At 70.0% G+C, this 14805-nt stretch carries 15 protein-coding genes and 2 tRNA genes; 10 read left to right on the top strand and 7 right to left on the bottom strand.

Going from position 1 to position 14805, the window contains the following annotated elements; all coding sequences use genetic code 11:
- The first annotated feature begins 45 nt into the window (after positions 1–45).
- From AABM41_06740 to AABM41_06785, 10 genes are all read left to right on the top strand, one after another.
- Positions 46–1002 carry an ABC transporter ATP-binding protein gene (locus AABM41_06740; GenBank protein ID MEK6192007.1) on the top strand — a complete coding sequence of 319 codons (957 nt, stop codon included), beginning with the start codon at positions 46–48 and terminating at the stop codon, positions 1000–1002.
- Positions 992–1783: an ABC transporter permease gene (locus tag AABM41_06745; protein MEK6192008.1), complete on the top strand. Its 792-nt coding sequence runs from the start codon at positions 992–994 to the stop codon at positions 1781–1783. Before AABM41_06740 ends, AABM41_06745 begins: the two co-directional genes overlap by 11 nt.
- A gap of 36 nt (positions 1784–1819) precedes the next feature.
- A tRNA-His gene (locus AABM41_06750) sits at positions 1820–1895 on the top strand.
- A 16-nt stretch (positions 1896–1911) separates the two neighbouring features.
- Positions 1912–2418, top strand: coding sequence for an RDD family protein (locus tag AABM41_06755; GenBank protein MEK6192009.1), 507 nt, complete (start codon positions 1912–1914; stop codon positions 2416–2418).
- Positions 2419–2566: 148 nt separating this feature from the next.
- The gene (locus AABM41_06760) at positions 2567–3490 is read left to right on the top strand and encodes a CAP domain-containing protein (protein ID MEK6192010.1); all 924 of its coding nucleotides are present in this window, start codon (positions 2567–2569) and stop codon (positions 3488–3490) included.
- 40 nt (positions 3491–3530) lie between these two features.
- Positions 3531–4277, top strand: coding sequence for an ABC transporter ATP-binding protein (locus tag AABM41_06765; GenBank protein MEK6192011.1), 747 nt, complete (start codon positions 3531–3533; stop codon positions 4275–4277).
- A 22-nt stretch (positions 4278–4299) separates the two neighbouring features.
- Positions 4300–6834, top strand: a complete 2535-nt coding sequence (locus AABM41_06770; GenBank protein MEK6192012.1) for an FtsX-like permease family protein — start codon at positions 4300–4302, stop codon at positions 6832–6834.
- A gap of 11 nt (positions 6835–6845) precedes the next feature.
- On the top strand, positions 6846–7274 hold the full coding sequence (locus AABM41_06775; protein MEK6192013.1) for a PPC domain-containing DNA-binding protein: 429 nt from the start codon (positions 6846–6848) through the stop codon (positions 7272–7274).
- Between the two features lie 25 nt (positions 7275–7299).
- A tRNA-Arg gene (locus tag AABM41_06780) sits at positions 7300–7375 on the top strand.
- A 15-nt stretch (positions 7376–7390) separates the two neighbouring features.
- Complete coding sequence (locus AABM41_06785) at positions 7391–7867, top strand: hypothetical protein (GenBank protein MEK6192014.1); 477 nt, start codon at positions 7391–7393, stop codon at positions 7865–7867.
- Here the strand turns inward: AABM41_06785 and AABM41_06790 are convergent.
- Genes AABM41_06790 through AABM41_06820 form a run of 7 tightly spaced genes read right to left on the bottom strand, consistent with a single transcriptional unit; the run spans position 7864 to position 14681 of the window.
- Positions 7864–9936 (bottom strand): APC family permease, encoded by a 2073-nt coding sequence (locus tag AABM41_06790; protein ID MEK6192015.1) that lies wholly within the window; start codon positions 9934–9936, stop codon positions 7864–7866. The genes AABM41_06785 and AABM41_06790 overlap by 4 nt on opposite strands.
- 55 nt (positions 9937–9991) lie before the next feature.
- Positions 9992–11503 carry an alpha-amylase family glycosyl hydrolase gene (locus AABM41_06795; GenBank protein MEK6192016.1) on the bottom strand — a complete coding sequence of 504 codons (1512 nt, stop codon included), beginning with the start codon at positions 11501–11503 and terminating at the stop codon, positions 9992–9994.
- Positions 11500–12765 carry an MFS transporter gene (locus tag AABM41_06800; protein ID MEK6192017.1) on the bottom strand — a complete coding sequence of 422 codons (1266 nt, stop codon included), beginning with the start codon at positions 12763–12765 and terminating at the stop codon, positions 11500–11502. The genes AABM41_06795 and AABM41_06800 overlap by 4 nt, the downstream gene beginning before the upstream one ends.
- Positions 12765–13133 (bottom strand): hypothetical protein, encoded by a 369-nt coding sequence (locus AABM41_06805; protein MEK6192018.1) that lies wholly within the window; start codon positions 13131–13133, stop codon positions 12765–12767. The genes AABM41_06800 and AABM41_06805 overlap by 1 nt, the downstream gene beginning before the upstream one ends.
- Entirely contained in the window at positions 13130–14116 is a 987-nt protein-coding gene (locus AABM41_06810) for a DUF4097 family beta strand repeat-containing protein (GenBank protein ID MEK6192019.1), read from the bottom strand. The genes AABM41_06805 and AABM41_06810 overlap by 4 nt, the downstream gene beginning before the upstream one ends.
- Positions 14116–14541 (bottom strand): DUF2089 domain-containing protein, encoded by a 426-nt coding sequence (locus AABM41_06815; GenBank protein ID MEK6192020.1) that lies wholly within the window; start codon positions 14539–14541, stop codon positions 14116–14118. The genes AABM41_06810 and AABM41_06815 overlap by 1 nt, the downstream gene beginning before the upstream one ends.
- Positions 14541–14681, bottom strand: a complete 141-nt coding sequence (locus AABM41_06820; protein MEK6192021.1) for a hypothetical protein — start codon at positions 14679–14681, stop codon at positions 14541–14543. Before AABM41_06820 ends, AABM41_06815 begins: the two co-directional genes overlap by 1 nt.
- Between the last annotated feature and the right edge of the window lie 124 nt (positions 14682–14805).

Raw genomic sequence — 14805 nt, forward strand, 5'->3', positions numbered from 1 at the left:
TGGCCGCTTCCGGACCACCGGCCGCGCCCTGCTAGCATCGGTCCGGTGATTACGGTTGAAGGTCTGGAGCGACGATTCGGGGTCGTCACCGCGCTGCGGGACGTGTCCTTCACGGTGCCCGCGGGCCAGATCTACGGGCTGCTGGGCCCCAATGGCGCGGGCAAGACGACCACGGTCCGGATCCTGGCCGGCCTGATCGCGCCCAGCGCCGGCAGGGTGCGCGTGGTGGACCTCGAGCTCGGTCGCGACAACCCGCAGATCCGATCCCTGACCGGGATCCTGACCGAGAGCCCCGGCCTCCACGACCGGCTGACCGCGCGCCAGAACCTGACGTATTACGCGCGCCTATACGGCTTGACCGATGCCGCCCTGCGCGTGGCGGTGGACCGCTACCTGGCCGTGGTCGGCTTGACCGATGCCGCCGACCGGCGGGTCGGCGGCTACTCCAAGGGCATGCGCCAACGGGTGGCGATCGCCCGGGCCCTGCTCCACGAGCCGCGGGTGATCTACCTTGACGAGCCAACCAGCGCGCTGGACCCTGAGGCCGCCAAGTCGATTCGCGAGCTGGTCGTCACCCTGCGCGACGAGGGACGCTCGATCGTCCTGTGCACCCACAACCTGGACGAGGCGGAACGGGTGTGTGATCGGATCGGGATCTTGAACGGGCGGTTGCTGGCCGAGGGGACGCCCGCGGAGCTGCGCCGCCGCGGCCGGGCCGCGGCCACCCGGGTCGCGCTGGACGGTGGCTCGGTTGACGGCTCGGTCCTGGCGGCTGCACTCGGTTCGCTGCCCTACGTCCGGAACGCGCGGGCCGAGGGCGGCGACCTGTGGGTGGAGCTCGCCGAACCCCGGCGCGACACACCGGAGCTGGTGCGTGAGCTGGTGACCCGCGGGGCTCGGGTCCTGGCGGTGGCCGAGGACGTCGCCAGCCTGGAGCAGGTCTACCTGGAGCTGGTCGGCGAGCGGGGCGAACGCGACCCGGAGGGCGCTCGTGCGGCTTAGCCTGGTGGCCACCGTCTTCGGCAAGGAGTGGCGCGAGATCGGGTCCAACCGGCTGCTGCTGGCTGCCGTCGCCGCCCCGGCCGTCATCTTCGCCGCTATTCCGATCGCCATCGTGGGCTTCATCGAGGTCAACGACCTGGATGTGAACCAGCTGGGCCAGATCGCGGTCATGCTCGCCGCCTTCCCCGACCTGCCGCCCACGCTGGCGGCCCAGGGCTTCATCGTCACCAACTTCATGGCCTACTTCCTGCTCATCCCGGCCATGGTGCCCATCGCGATTGCCTCGCAATCGGTCATCGGTGAGCGGCAGGCGCGATCCCTGGAGCCGCAGCTCGCCACCCCGATCGAGGTCTCTGAGCTGCTCGCCGGCAAGACCATCGCGGCCGCCTTGCCGGCCGTCCTCGCCACCTGGGCGGTGTGGGTTGCCTACGGCCTCATCAACGGGGCGATTGCCGACCCGCGCCTGCTGCGGATGGTGTTCAGTCCGCAGTGGATGGTGGCCATGGCCACCCTCGTCCCGCTCATCTGCGTGCTGTCGGTCCTGCTGGGCGTCATCGTCAGCTCGCGGGTCAGCGACCCCCGGACCGCCCAGCAGTTCGGCGCCTTCGTGGTCCTGCCCATCATCGCCATCGCGGTGGCCCAGTTCCTGGGAGGGCAGGCAACCTTCACCATGAGCCAGGTCCTCGTCGGCGACCTGGTGGTCACGGGCCTGATCGGGGCCCTTTTGATCATCGGCTCATGGGCCTTTGACCGGGAGGAGATTCTCACCCGCCTCGGCTGACCCGCCCCTTGTCGTGGACTACACTCGTCAGCCGCGGTGGCCTTAGCTCAACTGGTAGAGCATCGGATTGTGGCTCCGAAGGTTACGGGTTCAAGCCCCGTAGGCCACCCCACATCGAGGAGGGTGTCATGACCCCTGCAACGCCCGGGCCACAGACCCCGCCCCCGGGCTGGGCCGCTCCGCCCGAGGCCCCCGCCGGGCCCGCCCAGGGTCTCCGGTACGCCGGCTTCTGGGTCCGGTTCGTGGCCTTCATCCTGGACGCCATCGTCTTGGCTGTGCTCACGGCGGCGTTGGCGCCGCTCATCGGCGGCGGCGGCGGCATGGTCGACTTCGAGAACGGCGTATACAACGTCAACTACGGCGCCAACGCCATCGTCCTCCTCATCGACCTCGTCTATTTCGTTGGCTTCTGGACCTGGCGTGGCCAGAGCCCGGGCATGATCCCGTTCAACATGCGGATCGTGCTGGCCGCCGACGGCGGTAAGGTCGACGTCGTCCGCGCGCTGCTCCGCTACGTCGGGCTGCTCATCAGCATCGCGGTCCTGTTCCTGGGCGTGATCTGGGTGGCATTCGACCGCCGCAAGCAGGGTTGGCACGACAAGATCGCGGGAACCGTGGTCGTGCGCCCCACCTGAACCGCGGTCCGGCGACAGTCCGGGCCTGGCGACCTGATGGTCCCGGCCCGGGCCGGGACGACCGCGCTACAGACCTCGGCTTCGGGTCACCGTAGCCTCCTGGTACGTCCGTCGCGAATGGCGGACCGATCCAGGGGGTGCCTATCGCATGCGCTCAGCGCCCAATGCGCCTCGGCGTCAACCGAACGTCCTCCTTCGCGCCACCGGGCTGGCGGGCACGGCCCTCATGGCTGCTGCGCTCCTGGTCTGGTCGGGTCCTGCGACCGCCAGCGGCTGGAACCAGGCGACGGCCGAGGCGACGCTGTGGCAGCTCCTGAACGGCACTCGAGCCAACAACGGGCTCAATGTGCTGGTCCAGCACGGGACCCTGGTCTCGATCGCACGCTGGCGCAGCCAGGACATGATCCAGCGCAGCTACTTCGACCATACCGTCCTGGGCACCGGATATCAGGTGTACCACTGGTATGACCTCAACGGGCTGAGCTATTCCCTGGGCGGCGAGAACATCGCCTGGAACAACGGCTACTCGGATGCCGACTCGCCTGTGGCCGCGCACAACGGTTTCATGAACTCCCCCGGCCATCGCGCCAATATCCTGGGTGGCAGCTGGACCCATGGTGGCGTCGGCGCATGGGCTGCTGACAACGTGCAGTTCCTCGGATCCCTCCGCAGCCCGCGGGTGTACACCGAGCTCTTCATGGCCGCCGCCGGCTCGGCTCCTCCCCCTCCGCCGCCGTCAGGCGGGGGCGGTGGCGGCGGTGGCGGTGGCGGTGGTGGTGGTGGTGGCGGAGGCGGCGTTGCCTACCAGCCGGCCCCGGCACCCACGCTCCCTCCCCGCATCGTGCCGGCCCCTGTGCGCCCTACTTCGGCTGAACCCCTCGACGGGAGCGGCAGCCTGGTTCATGTGGCGTCGCTGAACGTCCCGAACCGGGCCTTGGCCGGCCTCGACACCCGCGGCGCGCCGATCCAGCCACCGGCCGTCGCCAGTCTGCGGGTCGAGGCCGCTGGTCCCGCCGACCAGGGCGTGTTCGAGACGCTCCTGGGAGCCTTAATCGGGTTCGTCTTCGGCTGACCCGCTCCCCGGCTCGCCCCTGGCCGTATCCTGTCGCCCGATGACGGCCATCCTGGAGGCCCAAGACCTCGTCAAGCGCTACCCGGTCGGGGATGGCCAGGTGGACGCCCTGCGCGGAGTCAGCCTGGCGGTGGAGCGCGGAGAGTTCGTGGCCATCATGGGAGCCTCCGGATCGGGCAAATCCACCCTCCTCCACCTGCTCGGTGGCCTCGACAAGCCCACCGCGGGCCAGGTTGTCATCGACGGCGTGAACATCAGCACCCTCGACGATGAGCAGGCGACGCTGACCCGGCGCGACAAGACCGGCTTCGTGTTCCAGTTCTTCAACCTCATCCCGCTGCTGACGGTGCGGGAAAACGTGGCCCTCCCGTTCCTGATCGGCGGAGAGTCGGTGCATGAGCGCCGCCAGCGCGTGGATGAGCTGCTGGCCATGGTTGGCCTGGAAGGCAAGGCCGATCACGCGCCCGACCAGCTGTCGGCCGGGGAGCAGCAACGAGTGGCCCTGGCCCGTGCGCTGGCTACCGAGCCGGCCCTCCTGCTGGCGGACGAACCAACGGGCAACCTGGATTACACGAGCGGAGGCGAGATCCTCGATCTGCTCTGGCGCTCCTGCGTTCAGCTGGGCCAGACCATCGTGCTGGTGACCCACGAAGCTCGCGCGGCGGCGTATGCGGACCGCGTACTGGTGGTGCGTGACGGGCAGATCCTGGATCAGATCGAGCTGGGGCGCCGGCCTGACCACGACCCGGGTGAGCTCCTGACCCGCCTGGCCCTGCTCGGCCTCTGAGCGAATCCGAGCCGACGAGCGCATGCGCCTGTCCGCCATCGCCTGGAGGAGCCTGACCGCCCGACCGGCGCGAACCGCGCTCACTGGCATGGGCGTCGCGCTCGGCGTGGCGCTCGTGGCCGGCACCCTCCTGACGGCCGATGCGGCCACCCGGGCCGTTGCGGAGGCCGCCCGGGACCTGTACGGCGAGGCGGACCTGCGGGTCCGCGCGTTCGACGACGACGGCCTGCGCGCCGGGTCGGTGGAGGCCATTCGGGTCATCCCCGGGGTGGCCATCAGCGCTCCGCTGGCCGAGCGTCGCCTGACCCTGTCCACCCAACCGGGCCCCGATGAGCAGGTCTTCACCCTTTCGGCGGTGGGGGTCGACCCGGTGGCCGAGGCAGCCCTCGGCCGTCCCAGCCTCACGGCCGGCGTGCCCCTGGACGCCGACCGCCCCAACGGTGCCCTGGTGGCCGCACAGTGGGCCGCCGATCACCGCCTCGGCCTGGGCGACGAGCTGCTCCTGACCGGCGCCCGGCTCGACACGCCGCCCCTCACCATCGTCGGCCTGCTCGCCAACAGCGGCTTCGGGGCGCAGGCCGGGGGATCGGTCCTCCTGGTTGCCCGAGACACGCTGAACGCCGCCTTCGAGGTCATATCACCGGTCACGGCGGTGGACGTGGCTGTCGCCGAGGGCCGGATGTCCGAGGTCGAAGCGGGGCTGGATCGGAATCTGACGGAGCCGTTCGTGGTCGAGACGGTCGCGGACGCCGAGGCTGCCTTCGAGCGCGCGCAGGCCGGGTTTGCGGGCATCGCCTTCCTGCTCGGTTTGGTGGCGCTGAGCGCCGGGGCCTTCCTGGTGGCCAACACGCTGGCCATGACCCTGTCAGAGCGAACCCGCGAGATCGGCCTGTTGCGAGCCGCGGGAACCACGGGTCGTCAGGTGCGCGGCCTCGTCATCCGCCAGGGCCTGGCGCTGGGGCTGTTCGGATCCGCCCTGGGGCTGCCCATCGGGGTCGGGATCGGAGCGCTCCTGGTCAACGCTGTTGCCGCGACACGAGCCGCACTCGTGGTTGACCTGGCCCTGAACCCGGCCGTGCTCGCGTTCGCGTTCGGGCTAGGGATGGCCGTCACGCTGCTGGCGGCCTGGGTCCCCGCCGCGGAAGCGGCTCGAGTCAGCCCGCTCGAGGCCCTCCGCCCCACCCACCGCCCAGGTCGCAGCCTCTGGATCAGGCTGCGCTGGATCGTCGCCGCTGAGCTGGTCGTGGTGGCTGCCGGTTTCGTCCTCTATCCACTCGAACGTGGCGCGCCACCGTTCCTGGCCACGCTGCTGGCCGTTGGGGTGCTGATCGGCGGAGCGGTCGCGACGGCGTTCATGCTGGAACCGCTGGGGAGGCTGGTCGGGGCACCGTTCGAGCGCCTGTTCGGCGCCCAGGGGTTGCTGGGACGCGCCAATCTGGGCCGGCACCGGGCGCGGACGGGGCTGAGCGTGGCGGCCCTGACGGTGGCCCTTGCGGCGGTGGTCACCCTCGGCACGACGGCCGCCTCGGCCCGTGGGACGGCGGAGCGTTGGGTTCAGTCCATCCTCCCCGGCGGACACGCCATCCGGCTCACCATCCCGTCGTCCATCGACTTCCTCCAGGACACGATCGCGTCCACCCCCGGGACGTTCTCGGCCAGCCCGGTCCCCGAGTTCGGTGTTGTGGTCACCACCCCGGATGGTGACCACGAGGCAGGCGTCGCCGGGATCGATCCGTCGGTCTGGCAGGACGCCGGTGCCCTGATCGTGGTGGAGGCGGACCGGGCCGCGGCGTTCGAGGCCCTCCGCGCCGGCGGAGCGGTTCTCCTCCCCGAGTCATTCGCCGCGCAGGCGGGCTTGGGCACCGGGGATCGGATCCACCTCGCCATCCCGGGTGGCCCCGCCACCGATCTGACGGTGGCCGGGCTGGTCGCCTACTCGCTACCCGGCCGATCGGGCGAGGGGGCGCTCCTCATCAGCTTGGCGGATGCGCGCACCACGTTCGGCGCCGAGCTGGCGACCATCTGGGCCATGGTTCCCCAGCCCGCGATTGGCGAGGCAGCTTATAGAGTGTTGGTGGCCGAAAAGGCCGCCGAGCTGGCCGGCGAAGCGCTGACGGCGAACGTGCTGGCCGAACAACTGTCGCGCTCATTGGATCGGCTGCTCGGGCTGTTCGACGCCCTGGCCTTGCTGGCCGTGGTCATCGGCGGATTGGGCATCGTCAACACCCTGACCCTGGGCGTGTCCGAGCGGACGCGGGAGATTGCCGTGCTCCGGGCCCACGGCATGACCGTGGGCCAGGTCGAAGGCATGGTCGTGACCGAGGCTGCGATCATGGGCACGGTGGGCGGCCTCGTGGCCGCCGTCGCGGGTGTCGCCGTCACCGGCCTGCTCGTCACTCTCGCTCCCCGAGATTTCGCGGCCGGGCTGGTCATCCCCTGGCCGCTCGTGATCGCGGTGGTCCTGCTCGGATTGGGCGTCGCCTGCCTGGCCGGGCTGTACCCGGCGCGACTGGCCGGCAATCGGCCAGTCCTGGCCAGCCTGAAGCACTTCGAGTAGGAGATAGACCGATGACCGAGCGCACCTGGGAGGCCTCCGCGGGCCGGACGTTCATCGGTCGATTGGAGAAGGGGAGCGACCTCGTCGCCGAGATCGAGCGGATCTGCACCGATCGGGCCGTCTCGGCTGCGTGGGTCAGCGTCATCGGCGCGGTGCAGCGCGCGGCGTTCGCGTACTACCACCAGAGTGACTTGAGGTATCTCGAGCTGTCCTCCGACACGCACCACGAGATCGTGGGCTTCATCGGCAACGTCAGCCTGCGCGACGGCAAGCCATTCCTCCACGCTCACGCCACCTTCGCCGATGAGCACGGGGCCTGCGTGGGCGGGCACCTGCTGCGGGGGATCGAGGTCTTCGTGGCCGAGTTCGAGATCCGCGAGACGCTCGGCGTGGATCTCGTCCGGACCTACGACGAGGAGTTCGGCCTGGCGCTGTGGTGAGCGGGCGCCGGTACAATCGGGCCTGGCGCCGGTAGCTCAGTGGATAGAGCGGGTGGCTTCGGACCACCAGGCCGCGGGTTCGAATCCTGCCCGGCGCGCCATCTCGAGGCCCCCCCATGAACGCCTCCCGTCCCCGCCGACGTGCGTCACGCGTCTGGAGTCTGCTGCTGCGCCTGGAATATGCCTGGCTCCGCCTCACCGATCCGCTGATTCGCACCGCCTGGCGCGGTGGTGGCATGGGGATCACCGTCGACCTCCGCGTCCCCGGCCGCCGCACGGGGCGCCCTCGCGCCGTCCTGGTGGGCCTGATCGAGGTTGCCGGGGGCTGGTATGTCGGTCATCCGAACGGGGACGTGGGATGGACCCGAAACCTGGCCGCGGCCGGCGAGGCCGTGGTGGCCCGGCCGAGCGGGATCAGCCATCGAGTGCGCGCCGAGCGCCTGGCGGACGTCGATGAGCGGGATGCCGTCATCCTGGCAACCGCTCATCAACAGCCGTTCCCCGGCAACCTCGTGTACCGCGCGGCGCGCCGCCACATCCTGGCGCGCGGCGCTTACTTCCGACTCGAACCGATGGACGAATCGCTGCCCTAGTCGGGGCGGTGGTAGGGCACGTCGGCCACGATGGTGTTCTTGCGTCCGAACAGCCGCAGCTTGAGACGCAGGCTGGTCTGGTTGTGGAGCAGGTTCTCCCACCAGTGGCGGGGGACGACCTCCGACAGGACGACCATGATCGGCCGATCCGGGGCCTGGGCCTGCAGGGCATCCATGTAGCGGACCAGCGGCCCGATCAGGGCCCGATACGGCGATTCGACCACGACCAGCTCGGTGGTCCCGCCCACGGCGGGCCACTGGCGGCGGAGCTCGTCCGCGTCGCGCGGGTCGTTCGTGATGTGGACCGCGGTCGCATCGCGGCTGATCGAATTCGCGAACGCAATGGCGTGCATGGCCGTGCGGTCCAGTCGAGCGATGGGCACGATCACGATCGGCTCCGGGAGGCGCTCCGCCGCTACCGAACCGCTCCCATCATCGGTGGCCACAAGGCTTACGACGGCATCGTGAGTCCGGTAGTGGCGCCGAATGCCGAACAGGATTGCCATCAGGATCGGGACCAGGACGATGACGAGCCACGATCCTTGGAAGAAGTTGCTGGTGGCGACGACCACGGCCACGACCGCGGTGGTGGCCGTTCCCAAGCCGTTGATCGCCATCCCGCGCGCCCAGCCGGGTTCGCGACGGCGGTACCAGCGCACGAACATGCCGCCCTGGGACAGCGTGAACGCGATGAACACGCCCAGGGTGTAGAGCGGGATGAGGCCGGACACGCTGGCGCTGAACATGATCAACAGGATCCCGGCCATTCCCGACAGGGCCACGATGCCGGTCGTGAACGCGAGGCGCTCACCGCGGAACGCGAACTGGCGAGGCATGAACCCGTCGCGGGCCAGGAACGACGACAGTCGTGGAAAGTCGGCAAAACTGGTGTTCGCGGCCAGGACCAGCAGTAGCGCCGTTGCCACCTGGGCCAGGATCAGGATCCATCCATCGCCCACGAGATGACGGACCATCAGCGACAGGACGGTCTGCTCCTCGTTCGGGTCGGGGACGATGCCGATCGTGGTCGCGAGGTACGCGATCCCGATGAACAGCACGGCGAAGATGGCCGCCGCCCAGGTCAGCGTGGTGCGCGCATTGCGCCATTCCGGTGACTTGAACGCCGGCACGCCATCGGAAACCGCCTCGACCCCGGTCAGGGCCACCGCCCCCTGCGAGAACGCGCGCAGGATCAGGAACAGTCCCAGGACCTGGGCCGATGGCTCGATGGCGGCCACCCACTCGGCGGGTGGCACGTAAGCCGGCATCTGGCCTGATATCGAAAGCGCCACGCCGTAGCCGATGATGCCCAGCATGACGACGATGTACAGGTACGTCGGGGCCATGAAGATCGTCCCCGATTCCCGGATGCCGCGCAGGTTGCCGATCATGAGCAGCCCAACCAGCACGACGCTGATGATGACCCGATACGGATAGATCTCGGGCACGATGGAGGTCATGGCCGCCACACCGGCCGAGATCGAAACCGCCACCGTGACGACGTATCCGATCAGAAGCGCAGAGGCGGCGAGGATCCCCATCCTGTCGCCCAGGTTGTCGCTGGCGACGATGTAGCTGCTGGCGCCCTGGGGGTAGGCCTTGATCGTCTGCCGGTAGGACAGGGTGACGATGGCCAGCATGATGATGATCAGGCCGGCCAACGGGATGGTGAGGACCAGCGCCCCGACGCCGGCGAACGCCAGCACCCGCATGATCTCCTCGGGGCCGTAGGCGCTGGAGCTGATGTTGTCCGAGCTGAACACGGCCAGGGCCTTGACCTTGGACAGCCGCTCGTGTCCCTCGTGCTCCGAGGAGATGGGGCGCCCGAAGAGGAAGCCGCGCACCCCCTGGACCCAGCGACCGAATGGGGTGGCCGGGGCGTTCGCGCGCTCGGAGGCGATGAGCTGACCCTCCTCGCCATGCTCGAACTCATCCTCGAACGGGCGCACAATCCGCACGTATGCGTCGCCCGGCCGCTGGCCGCGGCGCCGCTCGCGCACCTCGAGCATGGGATCGACTTGAGAGCCGCTCGATCCGGTGGGCGGTTCGAGCGGACGTCGGCTACTCATTTGCTTCGCCTATTACAGCACCGTGCGCCGACCGGCGGCACGCCAACTGGCCCCCTCAGCCGATGACCACGCCCTGGTCCGCATCCAGTTCGACCCTGCTGGCGGCGGGGTGCACCTGGTGGAGGTCGGTGGCCATCAGGAGCACGTCTGGTTGGCCGGACGGCAGCCGGACCACGGCGGGCCGATGGTTCATGTTGGCCAGCACCGTCAGCTCTTCGGCTCCGAGCAGCCGCTGGTAGCCAAGCACACCCGGCGGCAGGCCGCGGAGCAGGCTCAGCGCCCCGTGTCGCATCGCGGGCGAGCGACGACGCAGCTCGATGAGCACGCGGTACAGCGCGAGCAGCGATTCGTGGTCGTCCCGTTGGCGCGTCGCTTCGTCCCAGTCGAACGGCCCTCGAGCCGGATCGCGCCTGGCCCGATCAGCCCGGGGCCGATCAGCCCTGGGGCCGGGCGCGACGTCGGTCATCCCGATTTCCTCGCCCTGGTACAGGCACACGGTCCCGCGCAGGGTCAGCAGGATCAGCGCGGCCAGGCGGGTGCGCTCGGGACCCCAGCGCGTCGCATGCCGGGACAGGTCGTGGTTCGAGAAGGCCCAGGTGGGGGAGAGGGGCGGCGCGAGGTGGCGCTCGGCCGCGGCGATGGCGCGCCGGAAGGCTTTCGCGTCCCACCCCGACTTGGCCAGCTGGTGGTTTAGGCCCAGGTGCAGCCCGTCACCGCGGGCGCGGCCCAGCGCCGCTGCAACCTGCCTGGCGGGTGCGTACAGCTCGCCCAGCAGGATGCGATCGGGGTACTCGTCGGTGACGCGCCGCAGATGGCGGAGGACCCCGGCCACGCCCGGCTGATTTCGCGTGCGCCGCCGGCGCAGGCCACCCGGCTCGGGTGACCATGGGGGTAGGGGTGGGCCGGCGGGCGGGTTGTCCCGCAGCTGCCGGTCCTTGATCAGAAACTCGATCGCGTCCACCCGGAAGCCGTCCACTCCGCGATCCAGCCAGAACCGCATGGCCTTGGCCATTTCCTCGCGCACTGCCGCGTTGCGCCAGTTGAGGTCCGGCTGCTCCGAGTAGAACGAGTGGTGGAAGAACTGCCCGCTCCCCGGGTCCAGGGTCCAAGCGGGGCCGCCGAACGCGGCCACCCAGTTGGTCGGTGGCGCCGGGCCGGGGCGCGGATCGGCCCACAGGTACCAATCACGGGACGCGGCGGCGCGCGAGGCGCGGGCGGCCGCGAACCACGGATGTCGGTCGGAGGTGTGGCCAGTGATCAGGTCGAGGAGCACCCGGACGCCCCGCCCGTGGGAGGCCGCCAGCAGGCGGTCGACATCGGCCAGGGTTCCGTACTCGGGGGCGACCCCGGTGAAATCGGTCACGTCGTATCCGCCGTCGACGCCCCCATGCGGGTAGAACGGGGACAGCCAGATGGCATCCACGCCCAGCGAGTCCGGAGGACCGGCCAGGTGATCCAGGCGGGCCGCCACCCCGGGCAGGTCGCCGATGCCGTCCCCGTCCGCGTCCGCGAAGGCGCGCGGATAGACCTGATACAGGACCGCTCCGTCGGCCCAGCTCAGGGTCACGCCTCGCGCATCTGGGTCGGTACGCCCCACACCACGCCGGCAAGGGCGGCGACGACCACCAGGCCGCCGGCCACCGCGAAGCACAGGGTCGCAGCACCGATATCGACGAGCAGGCCGGCGGCGGCCAAGGAGAGGGGCGACATGGCGATACCGCCCAGCATGACGAGGCTCATTACGCGCCCGATCATGGCCTCGGGCGTGCGCGCCTGGAGCCAGGCCACGATTCGGACGTTCAGCAGGCCCACGGCAAGGCCAATCGCGACATTCAGGACCATGATGACCGCTACCGAGGGCGCGAAACCGATCAGCCCCAGCGCCACTCCCATGACAACCGAGCCGCCGAGGGTGACCCATCCCAGCTCGCGGATGCGACCCAGGCTGCCGGCCGCCACGGCGCCGACCAGGGCCCCCGCCCCGAAGGCGGAGAGCATGATCCCGAACGAGGCGGCGCCGCCCTCGAAGCGGTTGTCGGCCAGCCAGGCCAGTCCCACGCTGACCGGTCCGTTGATCGCAAAGTTCAGGGTCGCCGACAGCAGGATGAGCGATCGAACGGCCGGGTCGCGCCAGGCATACCCCACGCCCGAACGGATGGTGCTCAGCACGTTCGGACGCGACGCCCCGGCGGCGGCCGGCCGGCGACCGCCCCGTATCAGGAGCAGGGCCAACGCCGCAACGGCGAAGGACGCAGCATCGATCCCGAACGCCAGGCCGGTACCGACCGCCGCCACGAGCAACCCTGCCAGCGCGGGGCCGATCAGCCCGGTCAGCTGGGTCGAGCCCTGCATGAGGGCGTTGGCGGCCGGCAGTCGCTCCTCGGTCACGAGCATGGGAACGATCGTGCTCATTGCCGGCCAGAAGAACGCATCCACGATCCCGAAGATCGCCGCCAGGACGTAGAGCTGCCACAGTTCGGCCCGCCCGGACAGCACCAGGACGGCCAGCACGCCGACAAACGCCGCCCGCAGCGCGTTCGAGGTGAGCATCAGACTCCGTGGGGAGGCGCGGTCGGCGAACGCGCCGCCGACCAGGATGAAGACTGCGCGGGGGATGCCGGCGACCATGAGCACGGTGCCCACCGCCAGGCCCGAACCGGTCATCTGGAGCACGAGCCAGGCCAGCGCTACGAAGTGGAATTGGTCGCCCAGGAGCGAGATCGTCTCGCCGCTGAACAGGAGGCGAAAGTCTCGATCGGCGAGCGGCCGAAAGATCCGGGTCAGTCCGTTGGCGGGCGGGACGGAGGCACCGACAGACGCGTCGCTCATCACTCGATACTGATCAAGACGCCGTCGCCGTCAGGGTCTTCGACATCGATGATGGGACCGATCGCGCCGCCCCGGAGGGCCGCGCGGACGCGAGCGGCCTGCTCGCCGGCCAGCCCCGGCACCATGTTCAGGGCGATCTCGGCCACCGACAGGGGGACGCGCAGGTTCACGACCGTGCGGCCGCGCTCCTCCACCCGGATGCGGAGCTGGCGCGGTCCGGCACCCACCTCATGGACGCCCTGCTCCGACGCTCGTCCAGCGGGTGCCGGGGCGCGATCGGTCAAGGCGGCCACGATCGGTGCCGCCTCCTGTGGGGTGAGCCGCCCATCTGCCACGAGGCGCAGGACGGTCTCCAGCTCGTCGCTCACGCGTCGCTGCCCAGACGGCGCATGGCCTCGTCGACATCAATCTCGCCTCGCTCCAGGGCGCCCAGGACAGCAATCCGATCCGTCTCGCTGGCGGGGGCTGCCGGCTGTGTTGCCGGGGCGGGCGGTTGGGCTTGCTGCCGGGAGCGGGTGACCGCCAGGTCGCCCGACATGGAATTGAACGCGACCGAGGCTGCTCCGTCCCCGACGATCAGGCGTCGTCGGTCGGCGCCGCCCTCGAATCGATGGGGGAGAGCCGAGTGGATGTCGCTCGACATGCCGCGCACCGCCACGGTCATCCCGCTGGCCGACGCGAGCCGGAAATCGCCACTCACCGTGTCCACGGCGTGCGGGGTCGCATCGCCCAAGTCGCCATCGACCGACACGTCGCCACTCACGCTCTGGATCCGGAGGCTGTCATAGACCGGTGCCTGGGCGGACAGGTCGCCCGACACGTTGATGACTTTCAATGAGACCGGCGCGACCGCGCGCAGGCTGATGTCGCCGGACACCGAATCGATGTCCATGCTGCCGCCGGCGTCCGCCAGCCGCAGGTCGCCCGACACCGACTGGTACCGCTGGGCGCCGCGGAAGCCCGATGCCTGGACGTCGCCGCTCACCGCCCGCAGCTCGAGCCGGCAGCCGGCCGGGGCAGTGCCCTCGACCTCTTCGAGGTCGGCGGTGACTCCTACCAGGTAGGGCATCGCGCGTACCAGGCGGTCGATCGCCGATCCCATGCCCCAGCTCCCGTCCACTTCGGCCACGTGCAACCGTCCCTCCGCGGCCTCCGTGGTGAGCAGGCTGGACTCGAAGATCGCGTCGGCCTCGGCCTCGGTGGGCGCATCCACCTCGAAGGTGGCGTGCAGCTGCGCTTCGGTGCCGTCGGTGGCGGTCAGCCGCACCTGGGCCGAGGTCACGGAGATGAACAGGAATCCATCGATGCCGATGTCATGCGCGACGTTCTGGACGCGGCGGTAGGTGGGCATCAGTCGCTCTCCTCGAGCGCGCGCAACGCCTCGGCGGCGGTCGCCGCATCGATCTCCTTCTTGGCCAGGCGCTCCAGGATGATTCGTCGCCCGACGGCTCTGGGTACCGCATCGGCGTCGCCGTCTTCGGCGGTCAGTCCCTGGGCGGCTTCGCTGTCTGCCAACCCGAGGGCCTGGACCAGGGCCTCGACCCGCGCCCGCACGGTGGGGTACGAGATCCCGAGCGCCCGCTCCATCTCCTTGAGGTTGCCGCGGGAGCGGAGGAAGCTCTCGAGGAGCGCCATCTGCTCGCGGCTCAGCTTTCCGAATCGACCGACCCCGAATTCGCCCTCCAGCGTGGTGCCGCAGGTCCGACAGTGCAGGCGGCTGATGGCCAGCTCACCCTCGCATACGGGGCAGGTGGCGATGACGTCGCGAGGCGCCATCAGCGGCGGCGGGTGGCGGAAGCCGCTGGCTGCGGTTCGCGCCGGTGGACGCGCGGCGCGGGCCGAGTGGTCTGCGTGGCGCGATGCTGGCGCAGGCGGTCCTCGATGACGAGCTGCGCGTAGTGGAATCGGTAGTCCAACACTGTCCTGTCTCCCTATCTGAGTGGTCTGATGGGCAGACAGTAATGTGTGCTTGCTATATTGTCAAGGCCATTTTCTATTTTGCCCGTCGGTCGTTCAGATTGGGCGTTTCGGTGAGCGGAT

Source organism: Chloroflexota bacterium (assembly GCA_038040195.1).
In the GTDB taxonomy this organism is placed as follows: domain Bacteria; phylum Chloroflexota; class Limnocylindria; order QHBO01; family QHBO01; genus DASTEQ01.

Bases quoted from the DNA above. Each gene is read 5' to 3' on its own strand.
- AABM41_06755 (MEK6192009.1), top strand. From the start codon at position 1,912: ATGACCCCTGCAACGCCCGGGCCACAGACCCCGCCCCCGGGCTGGGCC.
- AABM41_06815 (MEK6192020.1), bottom strand. From the start codon at position 14,541: ATGGCGCCTCGCGACGTCATCGCCACCTGCCCCGTATGCGAGGGTGAG.
- AABM41_06765 (MEK6192011.1), top strand. From the start codon at position 3,531: ATGACGGCCATCCTGGAGGCCCAAGACCTCGTCAAGCGCTACCCGGTC.
- AABM41_06785 (MEK6192014.1), top strand. From the start codon at position 7,391: ATGAACGCCTCCCGTCCCCGCCGACGTGCGTCACGCGTCTGGAGTCTG.
- AABM41_06770 (MEK6192012.1), top strand. From the start codon at position 4,300: ATGCGCCTGTCCGCCATCGCCTGGAGGAGCCTGACCGCCCGACCGGCG.
- AABM41_06775 (MEK6192013.1), top strand. From the start codon at position 6,846: ATGACCGAGCGCACCTGGGAGGCCTCCGCGGGCCGGACGTTCATCGGT.
- AABM41_06810 (MEK6192019.1), bottom strand. From the start codon at position 14,116: ATGCCCACCTACCGCCGCGTCCAGAACGTCGCGCATGACATCGGCATC.
- AABM41_06790 (MEK6192015.1), bottom strand. From the start codon at position 9,936: ATGAGTAGCCGACGTCCGCTCGAACCGCCCACCGGATCGAGCGGCTCT.
- AABM41_06800 (MEK6192017.1), bottom strand. From the start codon at position 12,765: ATGAGCGACGCGTCTGTCGGTGCCTCCGTCCCGCCCGCCAACGGACTG.
- AABM41_06760 (MEK6192010.1), top strand. From the start codon at position 2,567: ATGCGCTCAGCGCCCAATGCGCCTCGGCGTCAACCGAACGTCCTCCTT.